This is a genomic window from Acidobacteriota bacterium (genome assembly GCA_016195325.1).
GTDB lineage: Bacteria > Acidobacteriota > Polarisedimenticolia > JACPZX01 > JACPZX01 > JACPZX01.
Map to the genome: position 1 here is coordinate 1 of JACPZX010000041.1, position 24,953 is coordinate 24,953.

18 protein-coding genes are annotated in these 24,953 nt (G+C 68.5%); 9 read left to right on the top strand and 9 right to left on the bottom strand.

The window, feature by feature from the left end:
• The 3 genes from nuoL to HY049_08820 all read left to right on the top strand — a co-directional run.
• The coding region (gene nuoL, locus HY049_08810) for an NADH-quinone oxidoreductase subunit L (GenBank protein ID MBI3448999.1) at window positions 1–1,924 on the top strand (1,924 nt) is incomplete at its 5' end.
• A 9-nt stretch (window positions 1,925–1,933) separates the two neighbouring features.
• Entirely contained in the window at window positions 1,934–3,382 is a 1,449-nt protein-coding gene (locus tag HY049_08815; GenBank protein MBI3449000.1) for an NADH-quinone oxidoreductase subunit N, read from the top strand.
• Between the two features lie 376 nt (window positions 3,383–3,758).
• On the top strand, window positions 3,759–4,826 hold the full coding sequence (locus tag HY049_08820) for a S1 RNA-binding domain-containing protein (GenBank protein ID MBI3449001.1): 1,068 nt from the start codon (window positions 3,759–3,761) through the stop codon (window positions 4,824–4,826).
• On the opposite strand, the gene HY049_08825 is transcribed toward HY049_08820, so the two are convergent.
• Entirely contained in the window at window positions 4,823–5,971 is a 1,149-nt protein-coding gene (locus HY049_08825; protein ID MBI3449002.1) for a glycosyltransferase, read from the bottom strand. The genes HY049_08820 and HY049_08825 overlap by 4 nt on opposite strands.
• Window positions 5,972–5,989: 18 nt before the next feature.
• Between HY049_08825 and HY049_08830 the strand changes: the two genes are divergently transcribed.
• Entirely contained in the window at window positions 5,990–7,942 is a 1,953-nt protein-coding gene (locus tag HY049_08830) for an alkaline phosphatase family protein (protein ID MBI3449003.1), read from the top strand.
• A gap of 1 nt (window position 7,943) precedes the next feature.
• A complete protein-coding gene (locus tag HY049_08835) occupies window positions 7,944–9,911 on the top strand; it encodes a DUF2723 domain-containing protein (protein MBI3449004.1) in 1,968 nt (655 codons plus the stop codon).
• Here HY049_08835 and HY049_08840 read toward each other — a convergent pair.
• The 8 genes from HY049_08840 to HY049_08875 all read right to left on the bottom strand — a co-directional run bounded on the left by HY049_08840 (window position 9,880) and on the right by HY049_08875 (window position 18,789).
• Window positions 9,880–11,247, bottom strand: coding sequence for a thrombospondin type 3 repeat-containing protein (locus HY049_08840; protein ID MBI3449005.1), 1,368 nt, complete (start codon window positions 11,245–11,247; stop codon window positions 9,880–9,882). The genes HY049_08835 and HY049_08840 overlap by 32 nt on opposite strands.
• Window positions 11,248–11,882: 635 nt before the next feature.
• Window positions 11,883–12,827, bottom strand: coding sequence for a DUF1338 domain-containing protein (locus HY049_08845; GenBank protein ID MBI3449006.1), 945 nt, complete (start codon window positions 12,825–12,827; stop codon window positions 11,883–11,885).
• 164 nt (window positions 12,828–12,991) lie between these two features.
• Window positions 12,992–13,597 (bottom strand): dCTP deaminase, encoded by a 606-nt coding sequence (gene dcd, locus HY049_08850; GenBank protein ID MBI3449007.1) that lies wholly within the window; start codon window positions 13,595–13,597, stop codon window positions 12,992–12,994.
• Entirely contained in the window at window positions 13,578–13,871 is a 294-nt protein-coding gene (locus HY049_08855; GenBank protein MBI3449008.1) for a hypothetical protein, read from the bottom strand. Before HY049_08855 ends, dcd begins: the two co-directional genes overlap by 20 nt.
• Before the next feature lie 139 nt (window positions 13,872–14,010).
• Complete coding sequence (locus tag HY049_08860) at window positions 14,011–15,165, bottom strand: ABC transporter permease (protein MBI3449009.1); 1,155 nt, start codon at window positions 15,163–15,165, stop codon at window positions 14,011–14,013.
• A 77-nt stretch (window positions 15,166–15,242) separates the two neighbouring features.
• Entirely contained in the window at window positions 15,243–16,511 is a 1,269-nt protein-coding gene (locus tag HY049_08865; protein MBI3449010.1) for an efflux RND transporter periplasmic adaptor subunit, read from the bottom strand.
• Entirely contained in the window at window positions 16,508–17,728 is a 1,221-nt protein-coding gene (locus tag HY049_08870; GenBank protein ID MBI3449011.1) for an efflux RND transporter periplasmic adaptor subunit, read from the bottom strand. The genes HY049_08865 and HY049_08870 overlap by 4 nt, the downstream gene beginning before the upstream one ends.
• Window positions 17,725–18,789 (bottom strand): efflux RND transporter periplasmic adaptor subunit, encoded by a 1,065-nt coding sequence (locus HY049_08875; protein MBI3449012.1) that lies wholly within the window; start codon window positions 18,787–18,789, stop codon window positions 17,725–17,727. Before HY049_08875 ends, HY049_08870 begins: the two co-directional genes overlap by 4 nt.
• A 199-nt stretch (window positions 18,790–18,988) precedes the next feature.
• Here HY049_08875 and HY049_08880 point away from each other — a divergent pair, with 199 nt between their 5' ends.
• The 4 genes from HY049_08880 to HY049_08895 are packed head-to-tail and all read left to right on the top strand — an operon-like array spanning window position 18,989 to window position 24,929.
• On the top strand, window positions 18,989–20,263 hold the full coding sequence (locus HY049_08880; protein ID MBI3449013.1) for an efflux RND transporter periplasmic adaptor subunit: 1,275 nt from the start codon (window positions 18,989–18,991) through the stop codon (window positions 20,261–20,263).
• Window positions 20,260–21,477, top strand: a complete 1,218-nt coding sequence (locus tag HY049_08885) for an ABC transporter permease (protein MBI3449014.1) — start codon at window positions 20,260–20,262, stop codon at window positions 21,475–21,477. The genes HY049_08880 and HY049_08885 overlap by 4 nt, the downstream gene beginning before the upstream one ends.
• A gap of 4 nt (window positions 21,478–21,481) precedes the next feature.
• Window positions 21,482–22,738 carry an ABC transporter permease gene (locus HY049_08890; protein MBI3449015.1) on the top strand — a complete coding sequence of 419 codons (1,257 nt, stop codon included), beginning with the start codon at window positions 21,482–21,484 and terminating at the stop codon, window positions 22,736–22,738.
• 40 nt (window positions 22,739–22,778) lie between these two features.
• A complete protein-coding gene (locus HY049_08895; protein MBI3449016.1) occupies window positions 22,779–24,929 on the top strand; it encodes a serine hydrolase in 2,151 nt (716 codons plus the stop codon).
• Window positions 24,930–24,953 lie beyond the last annotated feature (24 nt).

Genomic DNA, 24,953 nt, shown 5'->3' on the forward strand with positions numbered 1-24,953 from the left:
GCTGGGGAAGAAGTTCGTGTCGCTGGTGGGCGTGGGGACGGTGGCGATCGCGTTTCTGTGTTCGGCGGCGGCGGTGTACGAGCTGGCGAACGGCCTTCCCGGGTACCAGGGGCTCGAATCGTCAGGGCTGAGGGTGAACCTCGAGGCGGGCCGTGCCGATCTCACCGTGGCGGAGTGGTTCCCTGGAGGAAGCGACGGGGGAGGGGCGAAGTCGCTCTCGGTGCCGTGGCTTCTGACGCTCGACCACCTGTCGGCGGTGATGCTGCTGGTCGTCACGGGGGTGGGCTTTCTCATCCATCTGTACTCGACGGCGTACATGGCGGAGGACCCCGCGTACTGGCGGTTCTTCGCGTACTTGAACCTGTTCATGGCGTCGATGCTGACGCTGGTGCTGGGCGGAGCCTTCCCGGTGATGTTCGTGGGGTGGGAGGGAGTGGGGCTGTGCTCGTACCTGCTGATCGGGTTCTGGTACGACGGGGAGTCGAACGCGCAGGCTGGGAGGAAGGCGTTCATCACGAACCGTATCGGGGATGCGGGGTTCATCCTCGGGGTGCTGACGCTGTGGAACGCGTTCGGGACGATGGAGATCTCGGGGGTGATGGAGGCGATCAAGAGCGGCCACGCGGGGGTGAGCGTGGGGCTGTTGACGGCCTCGGCGATACTCCTCTTCGTGGGGGCGTGCGGGAAGAGCGCGCAGGTGCCTTTGTACGTGTGGCTTCCGGACGCGATGGCGGGCCCCACGCCGGTGTCGGCGCTGATTCACGCGGCGACGATGGTGACGGCCGGGGTGTACATGGTGTGCCGGTGCTCGGTGCTGTTCTCGGCGTCAGAGACGGCGATGCTGGTGGTGGCGACGGTGGGGGGCGTCACGGCGCTGTTCGCGGCGACGATAGGGCTGGCGCAGGACGACATCAAGAAGGTGCTGGCGTACAGCACGGTGTCGCAGCTCGGGTACATGTTCCTTGGGGCGGGGATGGGGTCGTTCACGGGGGCGATCTTCCACGTGACGACGCACGCGTTCTTCAAGGCGCTGATGTTCCTGGGGTCGGGGGCGGTGATCCATGCGCTGCACCACGAGCAGGACATGAGGAAGATGGGGGGGCTCTCGAAGAAGCTGCCGTGGACGTACGGGAGCTTTTTGATGGGGTGGCTTGCGATCTGCGGGATGCCGGTGTTCTCGGGGTTTTTCAGCAAGGACGAGATCCTGGGGGCGGCGTACGAGCACAACAAAGTGCTGTGGGTGATGGGGCTTGCCGGAGCGGCGCTGACGGCGCTGTACATGACGCGGCTGATGGGGCTGACGTTCTGGGGAGAGAGCCGTGTGGACCATCACACGGAAGCACCCATCCATGAAGTGCCGTGGGCGATGAAGTACGTGCTCGTGACGCTGGCGGTGCTGTCGGTAGCCGGGGGGCTGCTGGGGATCCCGGGGCACCACTTCCTTGCGAGGTGGCTCGCGCCCTCGTTCGGGCACGTCGCGGAGTCGGCCGCAGCCGGCGAGCACTCGGCCGTGGCGGAAGGGGCGGCAGGAGCTGCGTGGGGCGGACTCGAGTGGGCGCTGGCGGGAGTGTCGGTGACGATGGGTCTCATCGGCATCGCGGCGGGGATGTACTTCTACTATCGCGGGAAGGGTGAGAGAGCGGACGAGGTGGTGGACCGGGCGGCGCCTTTGTACCGGCTGCTCCGGGGGAAGTGGTACGTCGACGAGCTGTACGACGCCACCGTCCTTCGCGCCTACTACGCGACGTGCCGCGTCTTCGATCTCTTCGACAAGCACGTGGTCGACGGCGTCGTGAACCGGAGCGGCGATTTCGTCGAGGCTTCGGCGGGATTCCTCAAGCTCTTCCAGACGGGGCTCGTCCGCAACTACGCCCTCTTCTTCCTGCTCGGCGCGGCGGCGGTTCTCTGGGTCTTCTTCCGTTGAGGTGATGGCGTGCCGATGACGATGCCGGCGGTCGACTGGGGGGCCCTCGCGCCCTTCCTGTGGCTCTGCGCGGGCGGCCTCGTCACGGTCCTCCTCGCCGTGGCGCCGAAGCCCGTGCGCGAGGCCTCGGGGTGGGCCGCTCTCGTCGCGATCGCACTCGCCGGCGTCTCGGTTCGCACGCTCTGGTTCGAGCCGCGCGTCGCCTTCGGCGGGATGGTCGCCGCCGATCGCCTGGCGCTGGCCTTCGACATGATCTTCCTCGCTACGGGGGCGCTCGCGATCCTCCTCGCGATGTCGGCGCTGCGGCGCGAGGGGGTCGATCACGGCGAGTACTACGCCCTCGTCCTCTTCGCCCTCGCGGGGATGACGATGATGGCGGGGAGCGCCAACCTCCTCGTCCTCTTCCTGGGCCTCGAGATCCTCTCGCTCCCGCTCTACATCATGTCGGCCTTCACGCGGACGAGGGAGCGATCGCTCGAGGCCTCGATGAAGTACTTCCTGATGGGCGCCTTCTCCACGGGCTTCACGCTCTACGGCATGGCGCTCCTCTACGGCGCCACCGGGACGCTCGATCTCCGGGCGATGGCCGGCTCCGCCGCGGCACCGGGGCACCACGCGATGCTTCTCGTCGGCGTCGCGCTCACGCTGATCGGGTTTCTCTTCAAGATCGCCGCCGTGCCGTTCCACTTCTGGCTCCCCGACGTCTACCAGGGGGCGCCGACCTTCGTCACCGGATTCATGATCGCGGGGACGAAGGCCGCCGCCTTCGCCACGCTGCTGCGCATCCTGACGACGGCCTTCTGGGGCGGGGCGCCGTCCGTGCCGTGGGCCGGGATGCTCTCGATCGTCGCCGTCCTCACGATGACCCTCGGGAACGTCGTCGCGCTGGCGCAGAACAACATCAAGAGGATGCTCGCCTACTCGAGCATCGCGCACGCCGGGTACCTGCTCGTCGCGGTGGTCTGCCGGACGGAGGCGGGGGTGTCGGGGGTGGTCTTCTACCTCGCCTCGTACCTCTTCATCAACGTCGGCGCGTTCGTGGTCGTGCACCTCGTGGAGCACACGCGCGAGGGGGACGAGGTCGGCGAGCTGCTGCAGGCGTACGCCGGCCTCGGGAAGCGCGAGCCGTGGGCCGCCGCGGCGATGGCCGTCTTCATGTTCGCCCTCACCGGCATGCCGCTGACGTCGGGGTTCGTCGGCAAGTTCCTCATCTTCAAGGCCGCGATCGACTCGAACCTCTACGCGCTGGCCATCCTGGGCGTCCTCAACTCGGTGGTGTCGGCGGCGTACTACCTGCGCGTCATCGTCTACATGTACTTCCGGGAGCCCGCGACGGAGCCGCAGCCGCTCCGCTCTCCCCTCCCCGCCACGCTGGCCCTCGCCGGGTCGGTCCTCGGCGTCTTCTACCTGGGCCTCGCCCCCGCCGCGATCACCGCCCTGGTCGAACGGCTGTTTTGACGCACTTCGCGTTCCCCCACCAAGAGGCCGCGGGGGTGGTGGCCGACATAGTGCCGGGGGAGCGTGTGAGACGAGTCCACGAGCGCCGCGAGCCGGCGAGCGGCAGTCTGCGAGATTCGGCCGCTGCGTCTTGCGGCCGAAGGGTACCCGTGAAGGCGTTCGGCGCCCCCTTTGAATCAACAAATGCTGGCGCCGCCGGAGCGGGTGGGCGAGCGAACCGAGGCCGAGCGCGATTACTTCACGCGCGCAGTGCCGTCTCCCACGGCACTATGTCGGCCACCACCCGTGCGCCCCGCCGCTTGACTTCCGCATGCCGGCATGGTTCAACGATGGACAACGCGAGGTGCGGATGCGCCTCGCAGGAGCGCTGGCCCCGATGAGCGAGCACGAGAACGTCACCCCCCCCGAGTCCGAGAGCTTCGCGGATCTCTTCGCGAAGGAGGAAGCCCGCAAGTCCTACGAGGTCGGGCAGATAGTCCGCGGCCGCGTGGTCCAGATCGGCGACAAGGAGACCTTCCTCGACGTCGGGGCCAAGAGCGAGGCCAGCATCGCCACCCCCGAGCTCCTCGACGAGGCCGGCGTGATGAACGTGAAGGTCGGCGACCTCGTCGAAGCGACGGTCACCGCCTCGAACGCCGACGGCATCCGCCTCTCGAGACGCCTCCTCCAGGGGGCCCAGGCCCGCCAGGCCCTCGAGGCGGCCGCACGCACCGGGATCCCCGTCGAGGGGAAGGTGAGCGGGGTCGTGAAGGGGGGCTTCGAGATCACCATCTCGGGGCAGCGCGCCTTCTGCCCGCACTCGCAGATCGACGTGCGGCGCGCCGACGATCCGCAGTCGTTCGTCGGGAAGACCTTCGATTTCAGGATCATCGAGTACCGCGAGCGCGGCAAGAACATCGTCGTGTCGCGCCGCCGCCTTCTCGAGGCGGCCGCGGCCGAGGCGGCCGAGTCCACGTGGAAGATCGCGGTTCCCGGCGCCATCATGACGGGCACCATCGCGTCGGTCACCGACTTCGGCGCCTTCGTGGATCTGGGGGGCGTCCGCGGCCTCGTCCACATCTCGGAGATCTCGTACGAGCGCGTCGCCCGCGCGCAGGACGTCCTGTCGATCGGGCAGCAGGTCACCGTCAAGGTGCTGAAGGTCGAGCCGGACAAGAACCGGATCTCCCTCAGCATGAAGGCCCTCTCGGCGGATCCGTGGGAGGCGGCCGTCGCCCCCCTGGTGGAGGGGACGGTCATCCGAGGCAAGCTCCTTCGCGTCGTGGACTTCGGGGCCTTCGTCGAGGTGGCCTCGGGGGTCGACGGCCTCATCCACGTCAGCCAGACGACGCCCGAAACGCTCGCCCACTGGAAAACCGAGGTCGCCTCGCACCCCGAGATGGAGGTGCGCGTCGTGCGCGTCGATCACGAGAGGAAGCGCATCTCCCTCGCGCCGACAGCCTAGACCAGCCCCCGCCTCAGCTCCTCGAGCGGGTAGAGAGTCCCCCTCCACGTCACGCCCCCCTGCCGCAGGGTGTGGGCCGTCGACCGCATCACGATGTAGACGAGCACGACCGCCGCGATCGGGAACCCCAGGCCGTAGAGCGGCGAGATCGACGGCGTCTGCGTCGCCGCGCGGATCGCGAGCGTCATGCACACGAGCGTTCCGGCGCACAGCAGCCGCGAGCCCGGCGGCCCGATGAAGAGGCCGACCGCGGGCCAGGCGATTCCGGCAAGGAGCACCAGTGAGCCGGCCACCGCCCTCGGGACGCTGTAGTGGAGGGCGGCGAAGAGGTTCTTCGTCAGCCCGCGCACGGCGCCGCCCACCCCTTCGACCCACCGGACGCGCACGAGCGGGCCGCCGGGAAGACAATCCTGCCGGGCGCCGCGCTGCTTGAGGAGCTTCCCCAGCTTCACGTCGTCGAGGACCTCCATCGGCATCGCCGCGTGCCCACCGGCGCGGCGGTAGAAGTCCGCCCGCACCAGATTGAAGGCGCCGACGCCGATGTGCGCGCGGCTTTTCGGGTCCCGAACCTTCCAGGGCCGGAGCTTGCAGGCGAAGAGGACCCAGAAGAAGCTCTGGAAGAGCTTCTCCCGGAACCCCGTGACGACGCATTCCGGGAGGACGACGAGGTGATCGAGCCCCGAGGATTCGGCGAAGGCGACGGCGCGGCGGAGCGCCGACGGCTCGAAGTGGATGTCGGCGTCGGTGAAGAGGATCCACTGGCCGCGGGCCAGCCGGGCCGCGTGGTGCATCGCGTGGTTCTTCCCGAGCCACCCTGCGGGCAGCTCCTTCACGTGGAGGACCCGCAGCCGGGAGTCGAGCGCGGCGAAGTCGTCGAGAAGGATCCCCGTGCGATCCGTTGACCTGTCATCGACGGCGATGACCTCGAGTCCGGGATAGTCGACCTCGAGGAGCGACCTCATCGCGGCCTCGATCGTCGTCTCTTCGTCGAGCGCGGGGACGACCACGGAGAGGCTCGGGAGCGGCGCGGCGTCCGCCGGAAGCGCGGACAGGTGCGGCCGGCGCGCCCAGTGGCGCAGGAGGCCGAACGTCCGCGTCGACCAGTACGCGAAGCCGAAGAGGGCGACGATCCAGTAGGCGGGCATCGCCCATATACTAGCGGAATGCGCTCAGCGGCCCCCCGGATCATCGCCCTCGTGTTCGTCGTGCTGACTCTCGCCGCCTGCGGCGGCCCCGCGCGCGAGCGCGTCCTCCTCCTCGGCTTCGATGGCGCCGACCCCGACGTGATCGATCTCCTGATCTCCGAGGGGAAGCTCCCGAACTTCGCGAAGCTCCGTCAGGGCGGCGCCTACGGGAAGCTCAAGAGCGCGCAGCCGCTCCTGAGCCCGGTCGTCTGGACGACGATCGCCACCGGGAAGACGCCGGATCAGCACCGCATCGGCCACTTCGTCGCCGTGAACCATACGACGGGGGAGCAGCTCCCGGTGACGAGCCAGATGCGGAAGGCCCAGGCGATCTGGAACATCGCCTCGGACGCCGGGAAGAAGGTCGGCGTCGTCGGCTACTGGGCGACGTGGCCGGCCGAGACGGTCAACGGCAGCATCGTCAGCGATCACCTCTGCTACCACTTCCTCTTCGAGGACTCGTTCCGGAAGCCCTCGTCGAACACGACGGGAAACACCTACCCCCCCGAGCTCGAGAAGGAGGCCGCGGCCCTCGCGCGCCGCCCTTCCGATGTGACGAAGGAGGAGGTCTCGAAGTTCATCACCGTCTCCGACGAGGAGTTCTCGCGGCCGTTCAACTTCCAGGACCCGGTCGGCCACTTCAAGTGGGCGCTGGCGACCGCCGACTCGTACCGGAAGATCGGCCTCGATCTGTGGAGGAAGCAGCAGCCCGATCTGCTGATGGTGTACATCGAGGCGACCGACTCGACCGCGCACCTCTTCGGCCACCTCTTCCGCGCGAAGGACCTCGCGGGGGAGCTGAGCGAGCAGCAGAAGAAGTTCGGCGAGGCCGTCGAGCGGATGTACATCTACGCCGACGGGATTCTCGGCGACTTCATGGGGGCGATGGATCGCGGGACGACGCTCCTCGTCGTGTCGGATCACGGCTTCCGCCTCGGCGAGCTCCCCGACGATCCGAGCCGCACGCGCGACATGCGGCGCGTGAGCGAGCAGTTCCATGCCCTCCACGGCATCTTCTACGCCTACGGCAACCGGGTGCGCCCGGCGGTGCGCGTGGACGGCGCGTCGATCCTCGACATGACGCCGACGATCCTCACGCTCCTCGGCATCCCGGCGGGGCAGGACATGCCGGGGCAGGTCCTCTCGAGCCCGTTCAAGGATCTGACCGCCCCCGCGCGCGTCGCGACCTACGAGACGGGCAAGCGCGAGGGGAAGGAGACCGCCGGCGACTCGAAGGTCGACTCCGAGATCCTCGAGCAGCTCCGGAGCCTCGGATATCTCCAGACGGCGTCGCCGTCGGGCGATCGAAACCTCGCCGCCGTCCTCTTTTCCTCCGGGAAGTTCGCGGAGGCGGCCGCCGCGTACAGGAAGCTCGTCGACTCGGATCCGAACGACGGGTCGCTCCGGGCGAGCCTCGCGGGATCGCTCGGCGCGCTCGGCCGCTACGACGAGGCGGTCGCCGAGCTCGACGCCGCGATCCGGCTTCAGCCCCTCAACCCCGAGGCGTACCACAACCGCGCCGTCATCCACCAGCGGCGCGGGGACACGGCGGCGGCCATCCGCGACTACGAGACGGCGCTCCGCTACAACCCCCAGTACCAGCCCGCGCGCGACGCCCTCAAAAAGCTGAAGGGGACCGACAACATCTCGGCCCCCCGCACCGACGCGGAGAAGCAGGCCTTCGCGTTCGCCGAGAAGGCGAGCCAGGAGGCGCGCCGGGGGGACTACAAGGAGGCGATGCGCGACCTCGACAGGGCGGAGACGGCGGCGCCCCGCTACGCGCTCGTCTACCAGTACCGATCGAACGTCGCGTACCTGATGGGCGACAAGCAGGGGGCGGTCGACGCGCTGAAGAAGGGTCTCGCGATCGAGCCCGACAACGTCCTCTTCCAGGAAAACCTCCGCCGCATCCAGGCGGCCCCTCCGAAGTAGCGTGACGGACTCGATACCGGAGCGCGAGGCGGGCCCGTCCCGCAGCGACCGCCTCGCCGCGGCGGCGGTCGGCGCCGTGCTCTTCGCCGTCTACGCCTTCGGCGCGTGCCGGACGATCTACGTCGGCGACAGCGGCGAGCTGGTGACGGCGGTCTACCTCCTCGGCATCCCGCATCCCTCCGGCTACCCGCTCTACGTCCTCCTCGGGAAGCTCTGGACCCTCATCGCCCCGTTCGGCTCGATCGCCTTCCGCATGAGCCTCTTCAGCGCCGCGGCCGCGGCCGGCGCCTGCGCGACCGTCTACCTCGTCGCGCGCCGCCTCGATCTCGCGCGGCTCGACGCGGCCTTCGCCTCGCTCCTCCTCGGCTTCTCGCCGAGCTTCTGGGGTGAGGCGAACATCCAGCGCGTCTACGCCCTCAACGCCCTCTTCCTCGCGGCGACGACGCTGGCCGTCGTGCGGTGGTGGTCCTCGCGCTCGCGCGCCGCCCTCGCGGTGGCGTTCCTCCTCGCGGGGCTCGGCGCGTCGGTGCACCTGTTCATGGCCGTCTACGGCCTCTGCTTCGGCGCGGCCGTCGTCATCCTCGAGCCGTGGAGGCGAAAGATCGCCGGCGCCGCGATCGGGCCGGCCGCCTTCGCGGCGGGGGTCCTCCCGTACCTCTACCTGCCGATCCGCTCGCGCGCCGACCCCGCGCTCGACTGGGGGAATCCGGAGACGCTGCCGAATTTTCTGAGGGTCGTCTTCCGGAGCGACTTCTGGGATCGCCGGTGGATCGAGGGGCCGTCGGATCTCCTGGTCATCGGGTGGGACTACGTGAAATCGTTCGGCCCGGAGCTGGGATGGGCCGGCGCCTTCCTCGCCGTCGCGGGCGCCGTCGTCCTCGTGAGCCCGAAGAGGCGGGGGATCGGCCTCCTCTTCCTCGCGGTGATGGCGGCGAACGTGGGGATGATGGCGCTGCACGGGTCGCGCGCCGACATCTTCATCTGGCACCGGTACTACATCCCGTCGTACACCCTCGCCGCCCTTCTCGCGGGGGCGGGGGCGTGCGCGCTCAGGAGCCGCTTCCCGCGGCGGATCGGCCCCGCGCTCCTGGTCGTGCCGCTCGCCCTCGCGGTGACGGGGTACCGGGAGTTCGATCGAAGCCGCTACCGGATCTCGGACGACTTCTCGAGGACCGTCCTCGGCTCGATGCCCCCGGGGGCTCACCTCATCGCGACCGACGACAACATCCTCTTCACGATGATCTACCTGCACTTCGTGGAAGGGGTGAGGCCCGACGTCGATCTGATCCTGCAGGGGGTGGGGAGCGCCGATCTCCCGCCGCTCAAGTTCGACCCCGACACCGATCCCGTCTTCCTGACGCACCACCCGAACTGGAGCCTGAAGGGGCTCGCCCTCGTCCCGGTGGGGCTGACGTTCCGAGCGTGGCGCGAGGGGCGCCCCGATCCGCCGCTGCTCCTGCCCGCCGATCGCCTCGCCGGCGAGGCCGACCCGCGCGTGCCCCGCGAGTACCTCACGCAGAACCTCATCGGCCAGTTCCACTACATGCTCGGCATCACCTTCGAGGGGCGCGACTGGCTGCGGGCGCGCGAGGAGTTCCGGCGGGCGACCGCTGCGTCACCCGACAACGACGTCCTCTTCTTCAACCTGGGGCTGATCTACCGGAGGAACGGCCTGCTCGACGAGTCGCGCTCCGCGTTCGAGAGGTGCCACGCCATCAACCCGCGGCATCTCGCGAGCGCGAGCAAGCCGACGGCGGAGGCGAAGATCGCCGAGGTCGCGCAGGAGGAGAAGAGAGTGGCCGCGATCGAGACGGAGATCGGAGCGCAGGCCGCGGCCGCGTCGGGCGGCGCCGAGGCGGGGTCGCTGCCGTGGCACCTCGCGATGGCGGCGCTCCTCGACGCGCGAGGCGAGGCCGCGGCCGCGCGCGGCCACCGGCTCAGGGCGCTGGAATCGCCACGACCTCGGTGAATTCGGTGAGCGTCGACTTGGTCTTCTTCCCGAAGACCTTGAAGTAGAGATCGGGCGCCGCGTTCGTGCAGAGCTTCGCCCACTTCCTGGGCGGGAGCGGGTACTGCGGCGTCTTGAGGAGGGTGCTGCCGCTCGTGACCACCGTCCCCGATGCGAACGCCGGATCCCACGACACGAGGACCCTGAACCGGTTGTAGACCTCCGGGGTCCACTTGATGATGGGGGGGAGCCCGTTGCAGTGGATGTCGCTCGCGACGAGCGGGAAGGTGACGGTGAGATCACAGGCGTCCCCCTCGCCCACGCCGTCGCTGTTCTTCTGGTTGGGGTTGAAGGTGTTGGGGCAGTTGTCGCACACGTCGCCGAGACCGTCCGCATCGTTGTCGTCCTGCGTCGGGTTGTAGACCGCGGGACAGTTCTCGCACGCGTTCCCGAGGCCGTCGCCGTCGGAGTCGAGCTGCTGGGGGTCGGCGGCGGCCGGACAGATGTCGCAGACGTCGCCGATGCCGTCTCCGTCGGTGTCGTCCTGCGTCGGGTTGTAGGTGCCAGGGCAGACGTCGCACGCGTCCCCGACGCCGTCGCCGTCCATGTCGTCCTGCGTCGGATTGGTGACGAGGGGGCAGTTGTCGCACGCGTCGCCCAACGCGTCGCCATCGCGGTTCGCCTGGCCGGCGTTGGGAACCGTCACGCAGTTGTCGATCGTGTCGCAGAGGGTGTCGCCGTCGGTGTCCGCCCCGGTGCAGTGCGTGACGGTGAAGAGGCGCGCGGCGACGCCGGTGTGTTGCCCGTCGACGCCGTAGCTCTCCCACGCCGTGACGAAACCGTTGCCGTCCGTCGCGATGGAGGGGAGGCTCTGCGAGTACGCCGTGAAGGTGTTCACGGTGAAGTCCAAGCCGACCGGGGCGCCTGTGTCGAGGAACTGCCGCGCCTCGACGGCGAAGCCCGACCCGTCCTGGCCGTAGCTCTCCCAGACGATGACGAACTCCCCGTTCGACGCGATTGCGGCCGAGGGGAGGTACTGCTGCCCGGTGGTGACGTCGTTCACCTGGAACTCCGGGGTGAGCGCCGAGCCCGTGCCGTCGAAGAGCCTGCCGAAGATTCCGTTCCCGTAGCCGTCCTGACCCTCGCTCATCCAGGCCACGACGAAATTCCCCGCGTCGTTGATCGTGACGGAGGGAGAGCGCTGGTAGGCCGGCGGGTACGTGTTGACCTGGAACTCGCCGGAGGCGGGCGCCCCTGCGCTGTCGTAGCGCCGCGCGACGATCTCCGCGTTGGCGCCCGTGATGACGTCGCTCGATGACCACGCCACGACGAAGCTCCCCGAGGCGTTCATCGACATCTGGGGGGTTCGCTGGTTGCCGGTCGTGGTCGTGTTGATCTGGAACTCGGCGCCGGCGGGGGTGCCGCCGCTGTCGAACCGCCGGCCGATCACGCCGTCGCCGTCTCCGTCCTGTCCACGACTCTGCCACACCACGACGAAGTTTCCGGACGCGTCCGTGGCGACGGAGGGGTGCTGCTGATAGTCGGTGGTGTAGGTGTTGACCGCGAACTCGCCCCCGGCCGGAGCGCCGGTGCTGTCGAACCGCCGGCCGAAAATCCCCGTGTAGTCGCCGTCCTGCCCGAAGCTCTCCCAGACGACGACGAAGCCCCCCGAAGGGTCCATGGCGACCGACGGCCGGTATTGCCCGTTCGTCGTGTAGGTGTTCACTTCGAACTCGGCACCGGCCGGCGCGCCCGCGCTGTCGTACCTCTGGCCGAAGATGCCGTAGTTGCTCCCGTCCTGCAGCTCGCTCTGCCAGACGACGACGAATGCACCCGAGGGGGCGCGCCCCACCGACGGGAGCGACTGGTAGTACGTCGTGTACGTGTTCACGACGAACTCGTACCCCGCGGGAACGAATTGAGCGCGGACCGTGGAGGGACCGAGGAGGGACGCAAGAAGCACCGCGCAAGCGGCGACGAGGCGGCGGGTGTTCATGCCAGCGCCTTCATGGCGGTCATCTCGAAGAGCTGGTTCGCCTGCTCTCCGAGGAATCCCTGGAACAACTCGCGCTCGCCGGTCTCGGGGTTCGTCCATGGGTTGCGCTCCGCGATCTCGAAGTAAGCGTACGTCCAGTTCATCTCCTGCATGCGGCCGTCGGGGCCGCGGACGGTGACCGGGATGACCACCGACTCGGTCGCCGACTGCCTGAGCTTCGTCCCGGCCTCCCCCTCGATCTCCTGCTTCATGGGGATGCCCCGCGCGCGCATTTCGCGCACCGTCCTCTCGATGTCGCCGATCGCCTCGACGCCGTGGCTGTTCACCGACGCCGTGAAGTGGTTCACCTCGTACCCGTGCATCAGCACCCACGCGCCGTACTGGCTGTGCTTCCCCAGCTCCTCGACGTCGGCGCGATCCGGGATCCCCCACGGCAGCGTCTCGAAGAAGCCCTGCATCTTCGTGAGGAGCACGTTCCGGTCGCGCGGCGCGAGGCTCTTGAGATCCCGGAGCTGGCTCAGCTCCTCCTCGCCGAGGGTGTCGCGATGGCGGAGCATATAACGGGCGAGGATCGCCTGCGCGTCGCGGCTGAGCTTCTCGACCTCCAGCTCCGAGACGAAGAGCTTCGGGAAGGTCGGATCGGGGTGCTGAAGGTGCACCGCCCTGAGCCGCTTCTCCTTGAAGTCGTACGCCCCGACGGGGCGGAAGCCCAGGGGCCTGAAGAGGACGGCGAGGCTGATCATGCCGATCTGGTTCGTGCCGACGGTGGTGCCGAGCGTCCGGAAGGCGATGTGATCGTTGAAGAAGGTGGCGCCATTCTCCCTCACCATCCTCTCGTAGTCGCGGACGTAGGAGACCCGACCGCGGTAGCGCTCCCAGAGCACGTGGAAGAGCTCTCTCACGAAGACGGTGGCGGCTTCACCGGTGGCGACGGCGGGCATCTTCTCCCTTTCGTGGGGATGGTTGGAGCCGGAATCGTACGGTCACGGGGGGGTGGGATCAAGCCCGCCGGCCGTCGAAAGGGTCTCGATCCGGAAGCCTGGCCGAGAACCTGGCGTCGCGCGTGGCCCGCAACCTGTAGAGAACGACTGCGCGATGTGGTGCGTCAGCGTGACTTTCGGGGTCTGTTTCTCGGAGGAATCGGGGCGGATTGGTGCTGAAAGATGTCGGAGGTGCGCATTCCGTACAGGTCGCTCTTCTTCATCGGTCGCGTGAGCCGCAGGAGCATCAGCTGCGCGATCTCGTCCTGTCCCGCTCGAAGCGTGATGGGCAACTCGCCGTGGTTGGTGATCTCAAGAGTGATGTGTCCGCTGAATCCCGGATCAATCTTGGGCGCCGTCAGGTGGATGCTCACGCCGAGTCGTGCACACCCGCTGCGGCCCTCGATCAACCCAGCAAGATTGTCCGGAATCGTCACCTCCTCCAGCGTCTGCGCCAGGACGAAGCGATTCGGCTCCAGCACATAGGAGTCCGCTTCGATCCTGTCCCAGAGATCGATGGCGGGTGAATCCCAGATAGACCGATCCATACAGATCGAGCCGATCGCCGCGAAACTGGACTTTGGCTTGAAGCGCGTGAAGTGTCGGTCAAGGAGGAGATCGATCGACACCTGAGCAATTCGGGAATGGGGGACGGTCGGTGTGATGGTGAGCCGCTTCGCGGGGCGTGGCTCGCGAAGAGCCTTCAGTATGTCAGGCCGAGACAGGAGCAAGAGTCACCATGCTCGGGGTTCCTTGAAAGAGCCTGGACGATCCGACGGAGTGGCCAGGCAATCGAGCTTCCAAGCTCTCTCGACTCACACTCACGACGACGCCGAGAATCGAAGTCCTTCCGTCAGCGATCGGCTCCTTGAGGTAGCGAATATCGACGAAGCCCACCCATGGCTCTCTAGAAGCGGTTACGCGGACCATTCTCTCGTTCGAGAATGGGCCCGGTTTCACCTCACACGGGATCCAGACCGGGTTCCCCGGCTTGAGCGTCTCCATCACCCGCCTCCTGTCCACCCCTGGCAGCCGCCATGCGACTTGTTCATCCTCGACTGTTGTCGAAATTCGGAGGCATGAACGAGTTTACTCTTGCACAGTGCCGGCCAACCAATCAAGAACCCTGAGTAGCTGAATCGCCTCACTCGTACCTGAGCGCCTCGATCGGGTCGAGCTTCGCCGCCCGGAGCGCCGGGTAGATCCCGAAGACGAGCCCGACGCTCAGGGAGACACCGGTCGAGAGGAGCACCGAGGCGAGCGTCACGATTGTCTGCCAGCCGGCGTAGGCGGCGACGAGCTTCGCGATGCCGACGCCCACGATCACGCCGGAGAGGCCGCCGACGACGCTGAGCGTGAACGCCTCGACGATGAACTGGTTGCGGATGTCGAGGCGGGTCGCGCCGATGGCGCGCCTCACGCCGATCTCTCTCGTCCTCTCGAGGACCGTCGCGAGCATGATGTTCATGATGCCGATGCCGCCGACGAGGAGCGAGATGCCGGCGATGCACCCCATGACGACGTCGAAGAGGCGCTGCGTCCGGCGGCTCTGCGCGAGGAGGGCGTCGGGGACGACGAGCGAGTAGTCGCCCACGCCGCCGTGGAGCCTCTGGAGGAGGGCGTTGACGACGGCCGCCGACTCCTGGGGGTCGGCGCCGCGCGCGAGGGTCACGACGATCTCGTCGAGCTCCTGGCGGAGCGGGGGGCGCGGGAACTTGTAGAGGGCCGCCGAGACGGGGATGTAGACGTCGTTCGCGGGGCTGACGATCTTCACACCCTGGAGCTTTTCCTCCCCTTCGAAGCGGGTCTTCAGCGTGCCGATGACGGTGAGCCAGACGTCGCCGACCTTGAGATTGCGGCCGATGGCCGGGCCGTAGCCGAAGAGATCCTTCCTCACCTTCGGCCCGATGACGCAGACCTGCGCCGCCGCCTTCTCCTCGGCCTCGGTGAAGAAGCGCCCCTCGGCGAGCGCGAGCCCCGACGCCCCCGCGTGCCCGCTCGCCACGCCGAGGACGCGCGGCTCGGATTTACCCCCCGGCGCGAAGACCTTCCGCGCCTCGACGCGCGCGACCGGGGCGATCGACGTGACGGCCGGGACCGCCTCGAGGAATGCGGTCGCGTCGCGCCGCGACAGGCCGAGGGACTTCTTCCGCATCTCCTTCAGCTCGTCGTCCTTGAACTCCTCGGCGCGGACGATGACGTTGCGAATCCCCATCTCCTCGATCGCCGCGAGCGCCTGCTCCTGCGCGCCGGCGCCGATCGAGAGCATCCCGATGACCGCGGCGACGCCGAAGATCATCCCGAGCATCGTGAGAGAGGAGCGGAGCTTGTGCGCGCGGAGGTTCTCGATCGCGGCGCCGAAGGCCTCCTCGAAGCTCAGCGGGAGCCGCCCTTCGATCCGGAGAGGAGCTCTTCGGGGCCGCGCTCAGGATCGCGGAGGGCGATCCGGTCGCCCGGAGCGATTCCCGACGTCACGAGGGCGCTCCCGAGGCCGTACCGTCCGACGGCGATCGCCACCGGCTCGAGCCCCGAGGGAGCGGAGCGGTAGACGACGGGCTTGCCGTCGCGCTCGAAGATCGCCTGGCGGGGGACGGTGATCACGTCGGCGACGTCCTCGAGGAGAATCGTCGCCCTCACCCTCAGCCCCGGCTTGAGCGCGACGCCGGGGGGAGGGGAGAGGGACAGGATCGTCTCGAAGTACTGGACCGGCACTCCCTGGCGGATCGATTTCGCGACGGCGTCCACGCGCGAGACCTTCGCGGGGATCACCGTGTCGGGGCGGGCGGCGACGACGACCTCGGCGGCGCGCCCCACCTCGAGGCCCGCGGCGTCGGCCTCGAGCACCCAGACCTTCGCCTCCATCGCGCCGAGCTCGGGGAGCTCACCGATCTTCTGGCCGGGCCACACGCTGTCGCCGACGCGCACCGTCTCCCCGCGCCAGTTGCGCTCGAGGGTGAGGAGGCCGTCGTGGGGGGCCGTTACCGTGAGGGCGGCCAGGGCCGCGCGGGCGCGCTTCAGCTCCTGCTCGGCCGCGGCCCGCTTGATCTCGTGAATCCCGATCTCGATGTTCGACCGCTCGCCGGTCCTGCCGATCTTCCACCCGGCCCGCCCCGCCTTCTGCGCCGCGAGGTCCATGTCGATCCGCGATTCGATGATGTCGTTGCGCGAGAAGATCGACTCGTCCTCGCTGGCAAACGTCCGCGCGTGGTCCTCCTCGCGGGAGGCAACGCGCGCCTCGTCGGCGAGGTTCAGGCGGGAGGCGTCGGCCTCGACGCGCGCCTTGTCGGCGCTCTTCTCCGAGCTGGTCTGATCGTCGCGGCTGTCGAGGACGGTCCGCTCAAGCTCGGTCGGATCGAACTGGAGGACCGGCTCCCCCGCGTGCACCCGGGCGCCGTCGTCGGCGATCCAGAGGATCTTGAGCCCGTTGGGGGTGTCGCGGACCGGCACCGCGATCGGCGTCGCCGTCACCGCCTTGAGGAACCCCTCCGCGGCGGCGCGGCGCGTGAACCGTCCCTGCCGGACCTCGTGCATCGCCACGCCGGTGTCCCCCGCTCCGGCCCCCCACGGCACGAAGGGGCCTAGGGCGGCGCCGGCGCCGGCGATCGTGACGATCGCCACCGAGGCCCACAGGACCTTCCGGCTCACCCTCGCCCCCTCGCGCCGACCGAGACGACGTCCCCTTCGGCGGCGCCGTCGAGGACCTCGACGAGGCCGCCGTCCCGCCGGCCGAGGCGCACCGGGGACTCCTCGAACCTGCCGCCGCGGCGCACGAAGAGGGCCGGGCCTCCCGCCGTGAGGACGATCGCCTCCTGCGGGACGACGAGCGCGCGGGGTGCTCGATCGACCTCGACGTCGGCGCGGAGCCGCATCCCCGGGCGCATGCGCGACGGATCGGTGCGGTCGAGGGAGAACTCGATCTTGTAGACCTTCAGCGTGCTTCCCCGGCTCGCCTGCTGCACCACGCGGCCGATGCTCGTCAGCTTTCCGGTGAGGGTCGCGTCGGGAAGGGCGTCGAGGTGGATCGAGACCGGGTCCCCGACCTTCAGGTTGCCGGCGTCCGGCTCGTCGACGTCGGCCTTCCCCATCATCTCGGAGAGATCCGGGAGCTTCAGCACCTTGAGGTTCCTCCAGATGCTGTCGCCGACCTTCTTCTTGTCCCCCTGCCAGTCGGTCTGGTAGATGACGATGCCGTCCTGCGGCGCGGCGATCTTCATCTTCGCGATCGAGCCCTCGATCTCGCGCGTCCGCGTCGCGGCGTAGTCGCGCTTGCGCTCGAGCCCCTCGAGGTCGGCCTCCCCGGACGCCCGGGCCCTTTCGACGCGGATGCCGAGCGAGGCGACTTCCTTCTCCGCCAGCTCGCGGTCGAGGCGCGCGAGCTTCAGCTCGACCATCCCGACGAGATCGTCGGGGCGGTCCGCCTTGAGCGTGTTCTTCCTGAGGCGCGACCGGGCCTCGTCGAGCTGCTGCTCGAGGTCGGCGACGCTCAGGTCGAGCTCGGCCCGCCGTTTCTCGATGTCCTTGAGGGCCACCTCGTACTCGACCTTGCGCTTCTCGTGCTCCGACTGCATCGCCGTCGTGTCGAAGGCGAGGATCGGCTCCCCCTGCTTCACCTGGCGGCTCTCGGGAGCCATGAACGAGATCTTGAAGTCCCACGAGTTCGGGATCGCCGGCGGGCCGATGAGGCTCGATCGGACCGCGTCGAGCTCGCCGACGGCCTCCACGGTGATGGGGAGATCCTCACGGTGCACGGTCGCGGTCGGCCCCTGGGCGAGTGGGGCTCGGGCGCGAAGCCCCCATCCGGCGCCGAGGAGGACGACGATCAGCGCCGCACGGGCGGCGAGCTTTCGGCGCCCCGGCGTCACGGCGCCCCCCGATCCAGCTCGACGCGGACCGACATGCCGGGGCGCATGCGGACGGCGTCGCTGCGATCGAGATCGATCAGCACCTGGAAGGCCCTCACGTTGTTGTCCCGCGATCGGGCGTCGGCCAGCGCGCCCACGTCGCGCACCCTGCCGGTGATCGAGCGGTCCGGATACGTGTCGAGGAGGCACGTGACCGGCTGCCCTGGGCGCACGACGCCGTCGTCGACGTCGCTCACCCACGCGACGACCTCCATGCGGTCGAGGTCGGGGATCCGGAGCACGGTCATCCGGGGCCACGTGTCGTCTCCCGGCTGGAACTTCCGCCCCTCCCACGGGTGCTCGCCGTAGACGAGCACTCCGGCGCGCGTCGCCTTGAGCGTGAGCTGGTCCAGGCTCTCGGTGGCGCGATCGAGGGCCCGTCGCGCCTTCGACTTCTCGACGGCGAGCACCTCGATCTCGTCGCGGGCGGCGGCCTCGAAGGCCTCGAGGTTGCGGCGCGCGGCGTCGAGCGCCGATCGCGCCTTGTCGCGGGCGAGCTGCTTGAGGTCGTAGTCACGGCGGGGGCGCATCGACTCGGGGATCGCCGCCTCGGCCTCCGCTTTCTCGAGCTCGACCCGCGCGCGCTCGACGGCGAAGGACTTCTCGGCGCGGTCGGCGTCGATCTGCGCTTCGCGCGATCGCGTCCGCGTGACGACGTCGCTATAGGCCAGCTTCTGCTCCTCGAGCCTCGAGAGGATGGCGGAGTTGTCGAAGGAGAGGACGGTGTCCCCCTCGGCCACCTCGGTCCCCTCGGGGGCCATCCACTTGATCTGGATCGGCCAGCTCGGCGTCGTCGGCGTGCGGAGCTCGTCGCTCCGCACGGCCCGGAGCTCCCCCGTGAAGGTGAACCGGGAGGTGGGGCCCCCCTCCCGCGCGCGGGCCCCCGAGACGTCCTTCGCCTCGTCCGTCAGGCCGGGGGCGCAGGCCGGGAGCAGCCCGGCGGCGGCGAGCAGGGCGAGGGCGAGCGCCGCGCCCGCGCGGGCGGCTCGTGGGGCTCCGGGGATCGTCGGCGGATTGGGCATCTTGTTAGCGGTAAACAGGTGTATCGTAAGGGGGTCGCGGTCCATGCGCAACACCACGCGGCATCCGCCTCTTTGTGGCATCATACCGTTCGCATACCACATCGCTCGAAACTCCGGATTCGGCCGCGCGTAGTTCCCGAACGCCGCGACAGGCCGAACCAGCGCTTGTGTGTTCCGTGGGCAAGGGGGAGTCATCTCGATGAAACGGCGAACCAAGTGGATCCTGGGCGTGGGAGTCGTCCTTCTCGTGGGGGGTGTCGCGGCCGCGCGCCTCGGCAACAAGGACCGGGACCTGCCCAGGGTGACGACCGGCAAGGTGGTGAAGAAGGATCTCGTCTCCCGCGTCACGTGCAACGGCAAGGTCCAGGCGAGGAAGAAGGTCGAGCTCTCCGCGCCCATCGCCGGCCAGATCATCAACCTCGCGGTGCGGGAGGGAGACTCGCTGAAGAAGGGCGACTTCCTGATGCAGATCGACCGAGTGACGCTGCAGGCGAACGCCGACTCGACGAAGGCGGCGCTGGCGGCGCTCCTGTCGGATCGTGACGCGGCGAAGGCGAACCTCGAGCGCGACCGGCTCGAGTACGAGCGCGCGTCGACGTCGTACCGCGGCGGCGTCATCGCCGAGCTGGACTTCCAGCGCGCGAAGGCCGCGTACGACGCGGCGCAGGCGAACCTCCAGTCGGTGGAGAACCGCATCGAGCAGGCGCGCGCGACCTTCGCCGGGGCGCGGGACACGCTGAGCAAGACGACGATCATGGCGCCGATCGGCGGGCTCATCACGCGCCTCAACGTCGAGGAGGGCGAGGTCGCGATCATCGGCACGATGAACAACCCGGGCACCGTCCTCATGACGATCTCCGACCTGAGCGTGATCGAGGCCGTGATGGACGTGGACGAGACGGACATCCCCCAGGTGATCGTCGGCCAGAAGGCGACGCTCCTCATCGACGCGTATCCAGGGAAGACGTTCGACGGCGTGGTCACGGAGGTCGGCAGCAGCCCCGTCAACGCCACCGGGGGCTCGACGGCGGGGATCGACTTCGAGGTGAAGATCCGGATCGAGAACCCCCCCGGCGGCCTCAAGCCCGGCCTCTCGGTGACCGCCGACATCGCCACCGGCCATCGGGACGGCGTCGTCGCGGTGCCGCTCCAGGCGCTGGTTCTTCGGGACCGCGACAACCCGGAGCCCCCGCCCGTGACGGAAGAGGCGGACAAGGCGGGGAGCGCGAAGAAGATGCGCGCGACCGCGGTCGAGTCGCGCTCGCGCGATCAGGAGGGGATCTTCGTCCTGGACGGCGGGCTCGCGAAGTTCTCGGCCGTCAAGACGGGGCTCACCGGCGACCTCGACATCGAGGCGGTCACCGGGGCGAAGGAAGGCCAGGAGATCGTGACCGGGCCCTTCCGCATCCTCCGCACGCTCAAGGACGGCGACCGGGTCATCGTCGAGAAGCCCGAGGCGAAGAAGAAGTCATGATCCACTACGAGACGCTGATGGTCGCGCTGAGGTCGCTGAGAGCCCATCCGCTCCGGACCGCGCTGACGCTCCTGGGCGTCATCATCGGCGTCACGACCGTCGTGACGGTGGTCTCGATCATCTCGGGGATGAACGCGTACATCAAGGAGAAAGTCCTGACGCTCGGCGCCGACTCGTTCGTCGTCAGCAAGTTCGGGATCATCACCGGCCGCGACGCCTTCATCGAGGCGCTGAAGCGCAAGGACATGTCGCTCGACGACATGGACGCGATCCAGAAGCTCTGCACGGAGTGCGTCTACGTCGGCGGCGATCTGACGGCGAACAAGGGAGTCCACGCCGAGGACCTCCGGCTGCCCGACACGGCGATTCACGGATCGACGGCGAACATCAACGAGGTGCAGACCCTCGACCTCGAGGCGGGTCGCTTCTTCACCGACATCGAGGTCGAGCACTCACGCCCGGTGGCGGTCGTCGGCCACGACATCAAGGACGAGCTCTTCCCCGACGTCGATCCCGTCGGCCGCACGGTCAAGGTCGACGGCTACCCGTACAAGATCATCGGCCTCCTCGAGAAGAAGGGAAGCGTCCTCGGCCAGAACCAGGACAAGGTCGTCTACGTGCCGCTCACCACCTGGCAGAACAATTTCGGCGCGCACCGCAGCGTCGAGATCGTCGTGAAAGCGCGCAGCAAGGAGCGCACCGAGGCGGCGCAGGAACAGGTGCGCCTGATCATGCGAACCCGGCGGCACACGGCGTACGGGGAGCCGGACCCGTTCGGATTCGTGACGGCGGACGCGCTCGATCAGCTCTGGAAGGGGATCAGCGCGGGAGCCTTCGCGTTGATGACCTTCATCAGCGGCATCTCGCTCGCGGTCGGCGGCATCGTCATCATGAACATCATGCTCGTGTCGGTCGCGGAGCGGACGCAGGAGATCGGGGTGCGCCGGGCGCTGGGCGCGAAGCGGAGCACGATTCAGATCCAGTTCCTGATGGAGGCGGTCCTGATGGCGTCGGCGGGAGGCGTGATCGGCGTCGCCGTGGGGGCCCTCGTGGCGCGGGCCGTCGAGGCCCTCTCCCCGATGCCGGTGTCGATCCCCCCCGCGCTCGTCGTCGCCTCGATCGCGCTCGCCACGCTCGTCGGGATCGTGTCGGGGGTCTTCCCGTCGATGAAGGCGGCGCGCCTGCAGCCGACCGAAGCGCTGCGGAGCGAGTGACGCGATGGCCATCCGCCGCACGCGCTCCTTGCAGGAGAACATCGCGTTCGCGCTGCGCGCGGTGCGCGAGCACAAGCTGCGGTCGCTCCTCACCATCCTCGGGATCATCGTCGGCGTCGCCACCGTCATCTCGATGGTGTCCGTGATCGAGGGGTTCAATCAGATCATCGTCGGCGGCTTCAGCTCGTTCGGCACGACGCTCGTGCAGTTCCAGAAGATGGAGCCGCGCTTCGGCGATCCCGGACAGGCTCCCGAGGAGATCCGGCTCCGCAAGAACCTGACGCTCGAGGACGCCATCGACATCAAGCGCTCCTGCCCGTCGATGGCGGCGGTGGCGGCGGAGCGGTACATCTTCACCGGAGGCGTCGTGAGGTACCGCGACCAGGAGGCGAGCAGCCCGCTCATCGGCGGCACCAACCCCGAGTACCCCGCCGCGAACAACTACTTCATCGAGGAGGGGCGCTTCTTCAACGACGCCGAGTACGAGCACTCGGCCTACGTCGTCGTGCTGGGCAAGGAAGTGGTCGAGTCGCTCTTCCCCCACAGCGACCCGCTCGGGAAGAAGGTCTCGATCCAGGGGCGCCCCTTCACGGTCATCGGCACGCTCGAGCGCCGCGGCGGCCTCTTCTTCGGCCCGGGCGACAATCGCCTCTTCATCCCCCTTCCCACCTTCGACAGCATCTGGCCCAACATCCAGAAGGACTTCGGCCTGTTCATCGCCACCGTGCCGACGAAGCCCGAGCTGGTGTCGAAGATCATCGAGGAAGGGCGCGAGGTGCTGAGGCGCCGGCGCCACATCCGCCCCGATCAGCCCGACGACTTCGCCATCGTGACCCCCGACTCCTTCATCAGCACCTTCCGCCAGGTCACGGGCGGCATCGCCCTGGTCCTCACCTTCATCTCGTCGATCGGCCTCCTCGTCGGAGGGGTCGGCGTCATGAACATCATGCTCGTCTCGGTGAAGGAGAGGACGCGCGAGATCGGCCTTCGGAAGGCGATCGGCGCGCGCAGGAGCGACATCACACTCCAGTTCCTGACCGAGGCGATGACGCTGACGGGGCTCGGCGGGATCGCGGGGATCCTGACGGGTCTCCTGGTCTCATTTCTCGCCGGCAAGTTCAGCCCCCTGCCCGCCACGACTCCGCTCTGGGCCGTCTTCGCCGGCTTCATCATGTCGGTCGCCGTCGGCCTCTTCTTCGGCATCTACCCGGCGTACCGCGCCGCCCGCCTCGACCCGATCGAATCTCTGAGATACGAGTAGACGAGCCCGAGCTCGGGACTTTCCCTGGGGGATCCGCACCATGAGACCAACGCCGCGCCGCGCCACGACCCTTCTCGCCGCCACGCTCGCCGCTCTCCTCGTCGCCGCGCCGGCCGCCTCGCGCCCGCTCCTCGCCGCGACCCCCGACGCCGAGGCGGCGGTCACGATCGCCGGCCACTGGAACGGGGCCATCAAGACCCCGGGTCCCCCGCTTGCCGTCAACATCGACTTCAGGAGAGGGGACGACGGCGGCTTCACCGGCGACATCACGATCCCGGTGCAGGGGGCGCAGGATCTCCCCCTCGCGAACATCCGGGTGAACGGGAGCGACGTCACGTTCGATCTCCCGGGGATTCCGGGAGAGCCGCGCTTCAAGGGGAAGCTCGCGGACGACGGCGCGACGATCTCCGGCGACTTCACGCAGGGCGGCCAGACGATTCCCTTCTCCATCTCGCGCGGCGACGACCGCGCGGCGCAGGCGAAGACGGCGCTCGAGGGGTTCGACGCCTTCGTCGAGAAGGAGATGAAGGACTTCAAGGTCCCGGGCCTTGCGATGGTGGTCCTGGTCGACGGGAAGCCCGTGCTCTCGAAGGGTTTCGGGCTCCGCGACGTGAAGAACAACCTGCCGGTCACGACCGGGACGCTCTTCGCGATCGGCTCCTCGACGAAGGCCTTCACCACGTTCGTGCTCGGCACGCTCGTCGACGAGGGGAAGATGGAGTGGGACAAGCCGCTCTCCACCTACATCCCCGACTTCAGGATGTCGGATCGCGTCGCCACCGAGCGCCTGACCCCGCGCGATCTCGTCACGCACCGCTCCGGCCTGCCGCGCCACGATCTCGTCTGGTACAACTCGAAGATGAGCCGGAAGGAGATGGTCGCGCGCCTCGCGTACCTCGAGCCGTACCGGGACCTGAGGCAGGAGTTCCACTACCAGAACCTGATGTTCCTGACCGCCGGGTACCTCGCCGAGCAGCTCACCGGCGGGTCGTGGGAGGCCGCGGTGCGCTCGCGAATCCTCGAGCCGGCGGGCATGTCGCACACGAACTTCTCGGTCCTCGATTCGCAGAAGACGGACGACTTCGCGAAGCCCTACCGCGAGATCGACGACAGGGTCGACGAGATTCCCTTCCGCACGATCGACAACGTCGGGCCGGCCGGAGCCATCAACTCGACGGTGGAGGACATGGCGCTGTGGCTGAAGGTCCAGCTCGGCGGCGGCAAGGCGGGGGAGCGCCCGCTCATCAACAAGACGACGCTCGTGGACATGCACACTGCCCACATGGCGATGTCGATCCCCCCCGATCGCGCGGAGCTGCCGCAGATCAGCTACGGAATGGGGTGGTTCGTGCAGCCGTACCGCGGCCACAACCGGATCCACCACGGCGGCAACATCGACGGCTTCTCGGCGCAGGTCTCGTTCCTGCCCCAGGATCAGATCGGCATGGTCGTCCTCACGAACAAGGACGGCACGCCTCTCCCGGAGCTGATCATGCGCCACGCCCTCGACCGCCTCCTCGATCTGCCGCGGATCGACTGGGCAGGGGAGACGCTGGTCAAGCTCTCGAAGGCGAAGGATGCGGGCGAGGAGGCGAAGAAGAACAAGAACCTCGTCCGCAAGCAGGGGACGAAGCCCGCCCACCCGCTCGACGAGTACGCCGGCGAGTACGAGAACCCCGGCTACGGCCGCCTCAGGATCTCCCGAGCCGGAGACCACCTGGAGGCGACCTACAACGACATCGCGCAGCCCCTCGAGCACTGGCACTACGAGGTCTGGAACGGCACCCAGGGGGCGAAGGACCCGGTCTTCGAGGACATGAAGTTCCTCTTCGTGACGAACATGAAAGGAGAGGTCGACGCGGTGCAGGCTCCCTTCGAGCCCGAGACGAAGGACATCGTCTTCACGAAGCTGGCCGACGCGCGCATGTCCGACCCCGGGTACCTGAAGCAGTTCGTCGGCGAGTACGACCTGGCGGGGCAGACGGTGGCGATCGCCCTGAAGGGGAGCGTCCTCACCATGACCGTGCCCGGGCAGCCGCAGTACGAGCTGGCGCCGGATCGCCTCAACGAGTTCAACCTGAAGAACCTCTCGGTCATCAGCGTGAAGTTCACGATCGAGGCGCGGGAAGGGGTCACCGAGATGGTGGTCAGCCAGCCCGAAGGGGTCTTCGTCGCGAAGAGAAAGAAGTAGCGCCGGACGGCGGGATACCGCCTC

What these genes read in the sequence shown, in the direction of transcription:
- HY049_08890 (MBI3449015.1), top strand. Translation starts at nt 21,482, where the DNA reads ATGGCCATCCGCCGCACGCGCTCCTTGCAGGAGAACATCGCGTTCGCG.
- HY049_08855 (MBI3449008.1), bottom strand. Translation starts at nt 13,871, where the DNA reads ATGGAGACGCTCAAGCCGGGGAACCCGGTCTGGATCCCGTGTGAGGTG.
- HY049_08840 (MBI3449005.1), bottom strand. Translation starts at nt 11,247, where the DNA reads ATGTCGATGAACGCCTCGGGGAGCTTCGTCGTGGCGTGGTCATCGAGC.
- HY049_08825 (MBI3449002.1), bottom strand. Translation starts at nt 5,971, where the DNA reads ATGCCCGCCTACTGGATCGTCGCCCTCTTCGGCTTCGCGTACTGGTCG.
- HY049_08875 (MBI3449012.1), bottom strand. Translation starts at nt 18,789, where the DNA reads ATGCCCAATCCGCCGACGATCCCCGGAGCCCCACGAGCCGCCCGCGCG.
- HY049_08895 (MBI3449016.1), top strand. Translation starts at nt 22,779, where the DNA reads ATGAGACCAACGCCGCGCCGCGCCACGACCCTTCTCGCCGCCACGCTC.
- HY049_08830 (MBI3449003.1), top strand. Translation starts at nt 5,990, where the DNA reads ATGCGCTCAGCGGCCCCCCGGATCATCGCCCTCGTGTTCGTCGTGCTG.
- HY049_08880 (MBI3449013.1), top strand. Translation starts at nt 18,989, where the DNA reads ATGAAACGGCGAACCAAGTGGATCCTGGGCGTGGGAGTCGTCCTTCTC.
- HY049_08860 (MBI3449009.1), bottom strand. Translation starts at nt 15,165, where the DNA reads ATGATCTTCGGCGTCGCCGCGGTCATCGGGATGCTCTCGATCGGCGCC.
- HY049_08820 (MBI3449001.1), top strand. Translation starts at nt 3,759, where the DNA reads ATGAGCGAGCACGAGAACGTCACCCCCCCCGAGTCCGAGAGCTTCGCG.
- HY049_08885 (MBI3449014.1), top strand. Translation starts at nt 20,260, where the DNA reads ATGATCCACTACGAGACGCTGATGGTCGCGCTGAGGTCGCTGAGAGCC.
- HY049_08845 (MBI3449006.1), bottom strand. Translation starts at nt 12,827, where the DNA reads ATGCCCGCCGTCGCCACCGGTGAAGCCGCCACCGTCTTCGTGAGAGAG.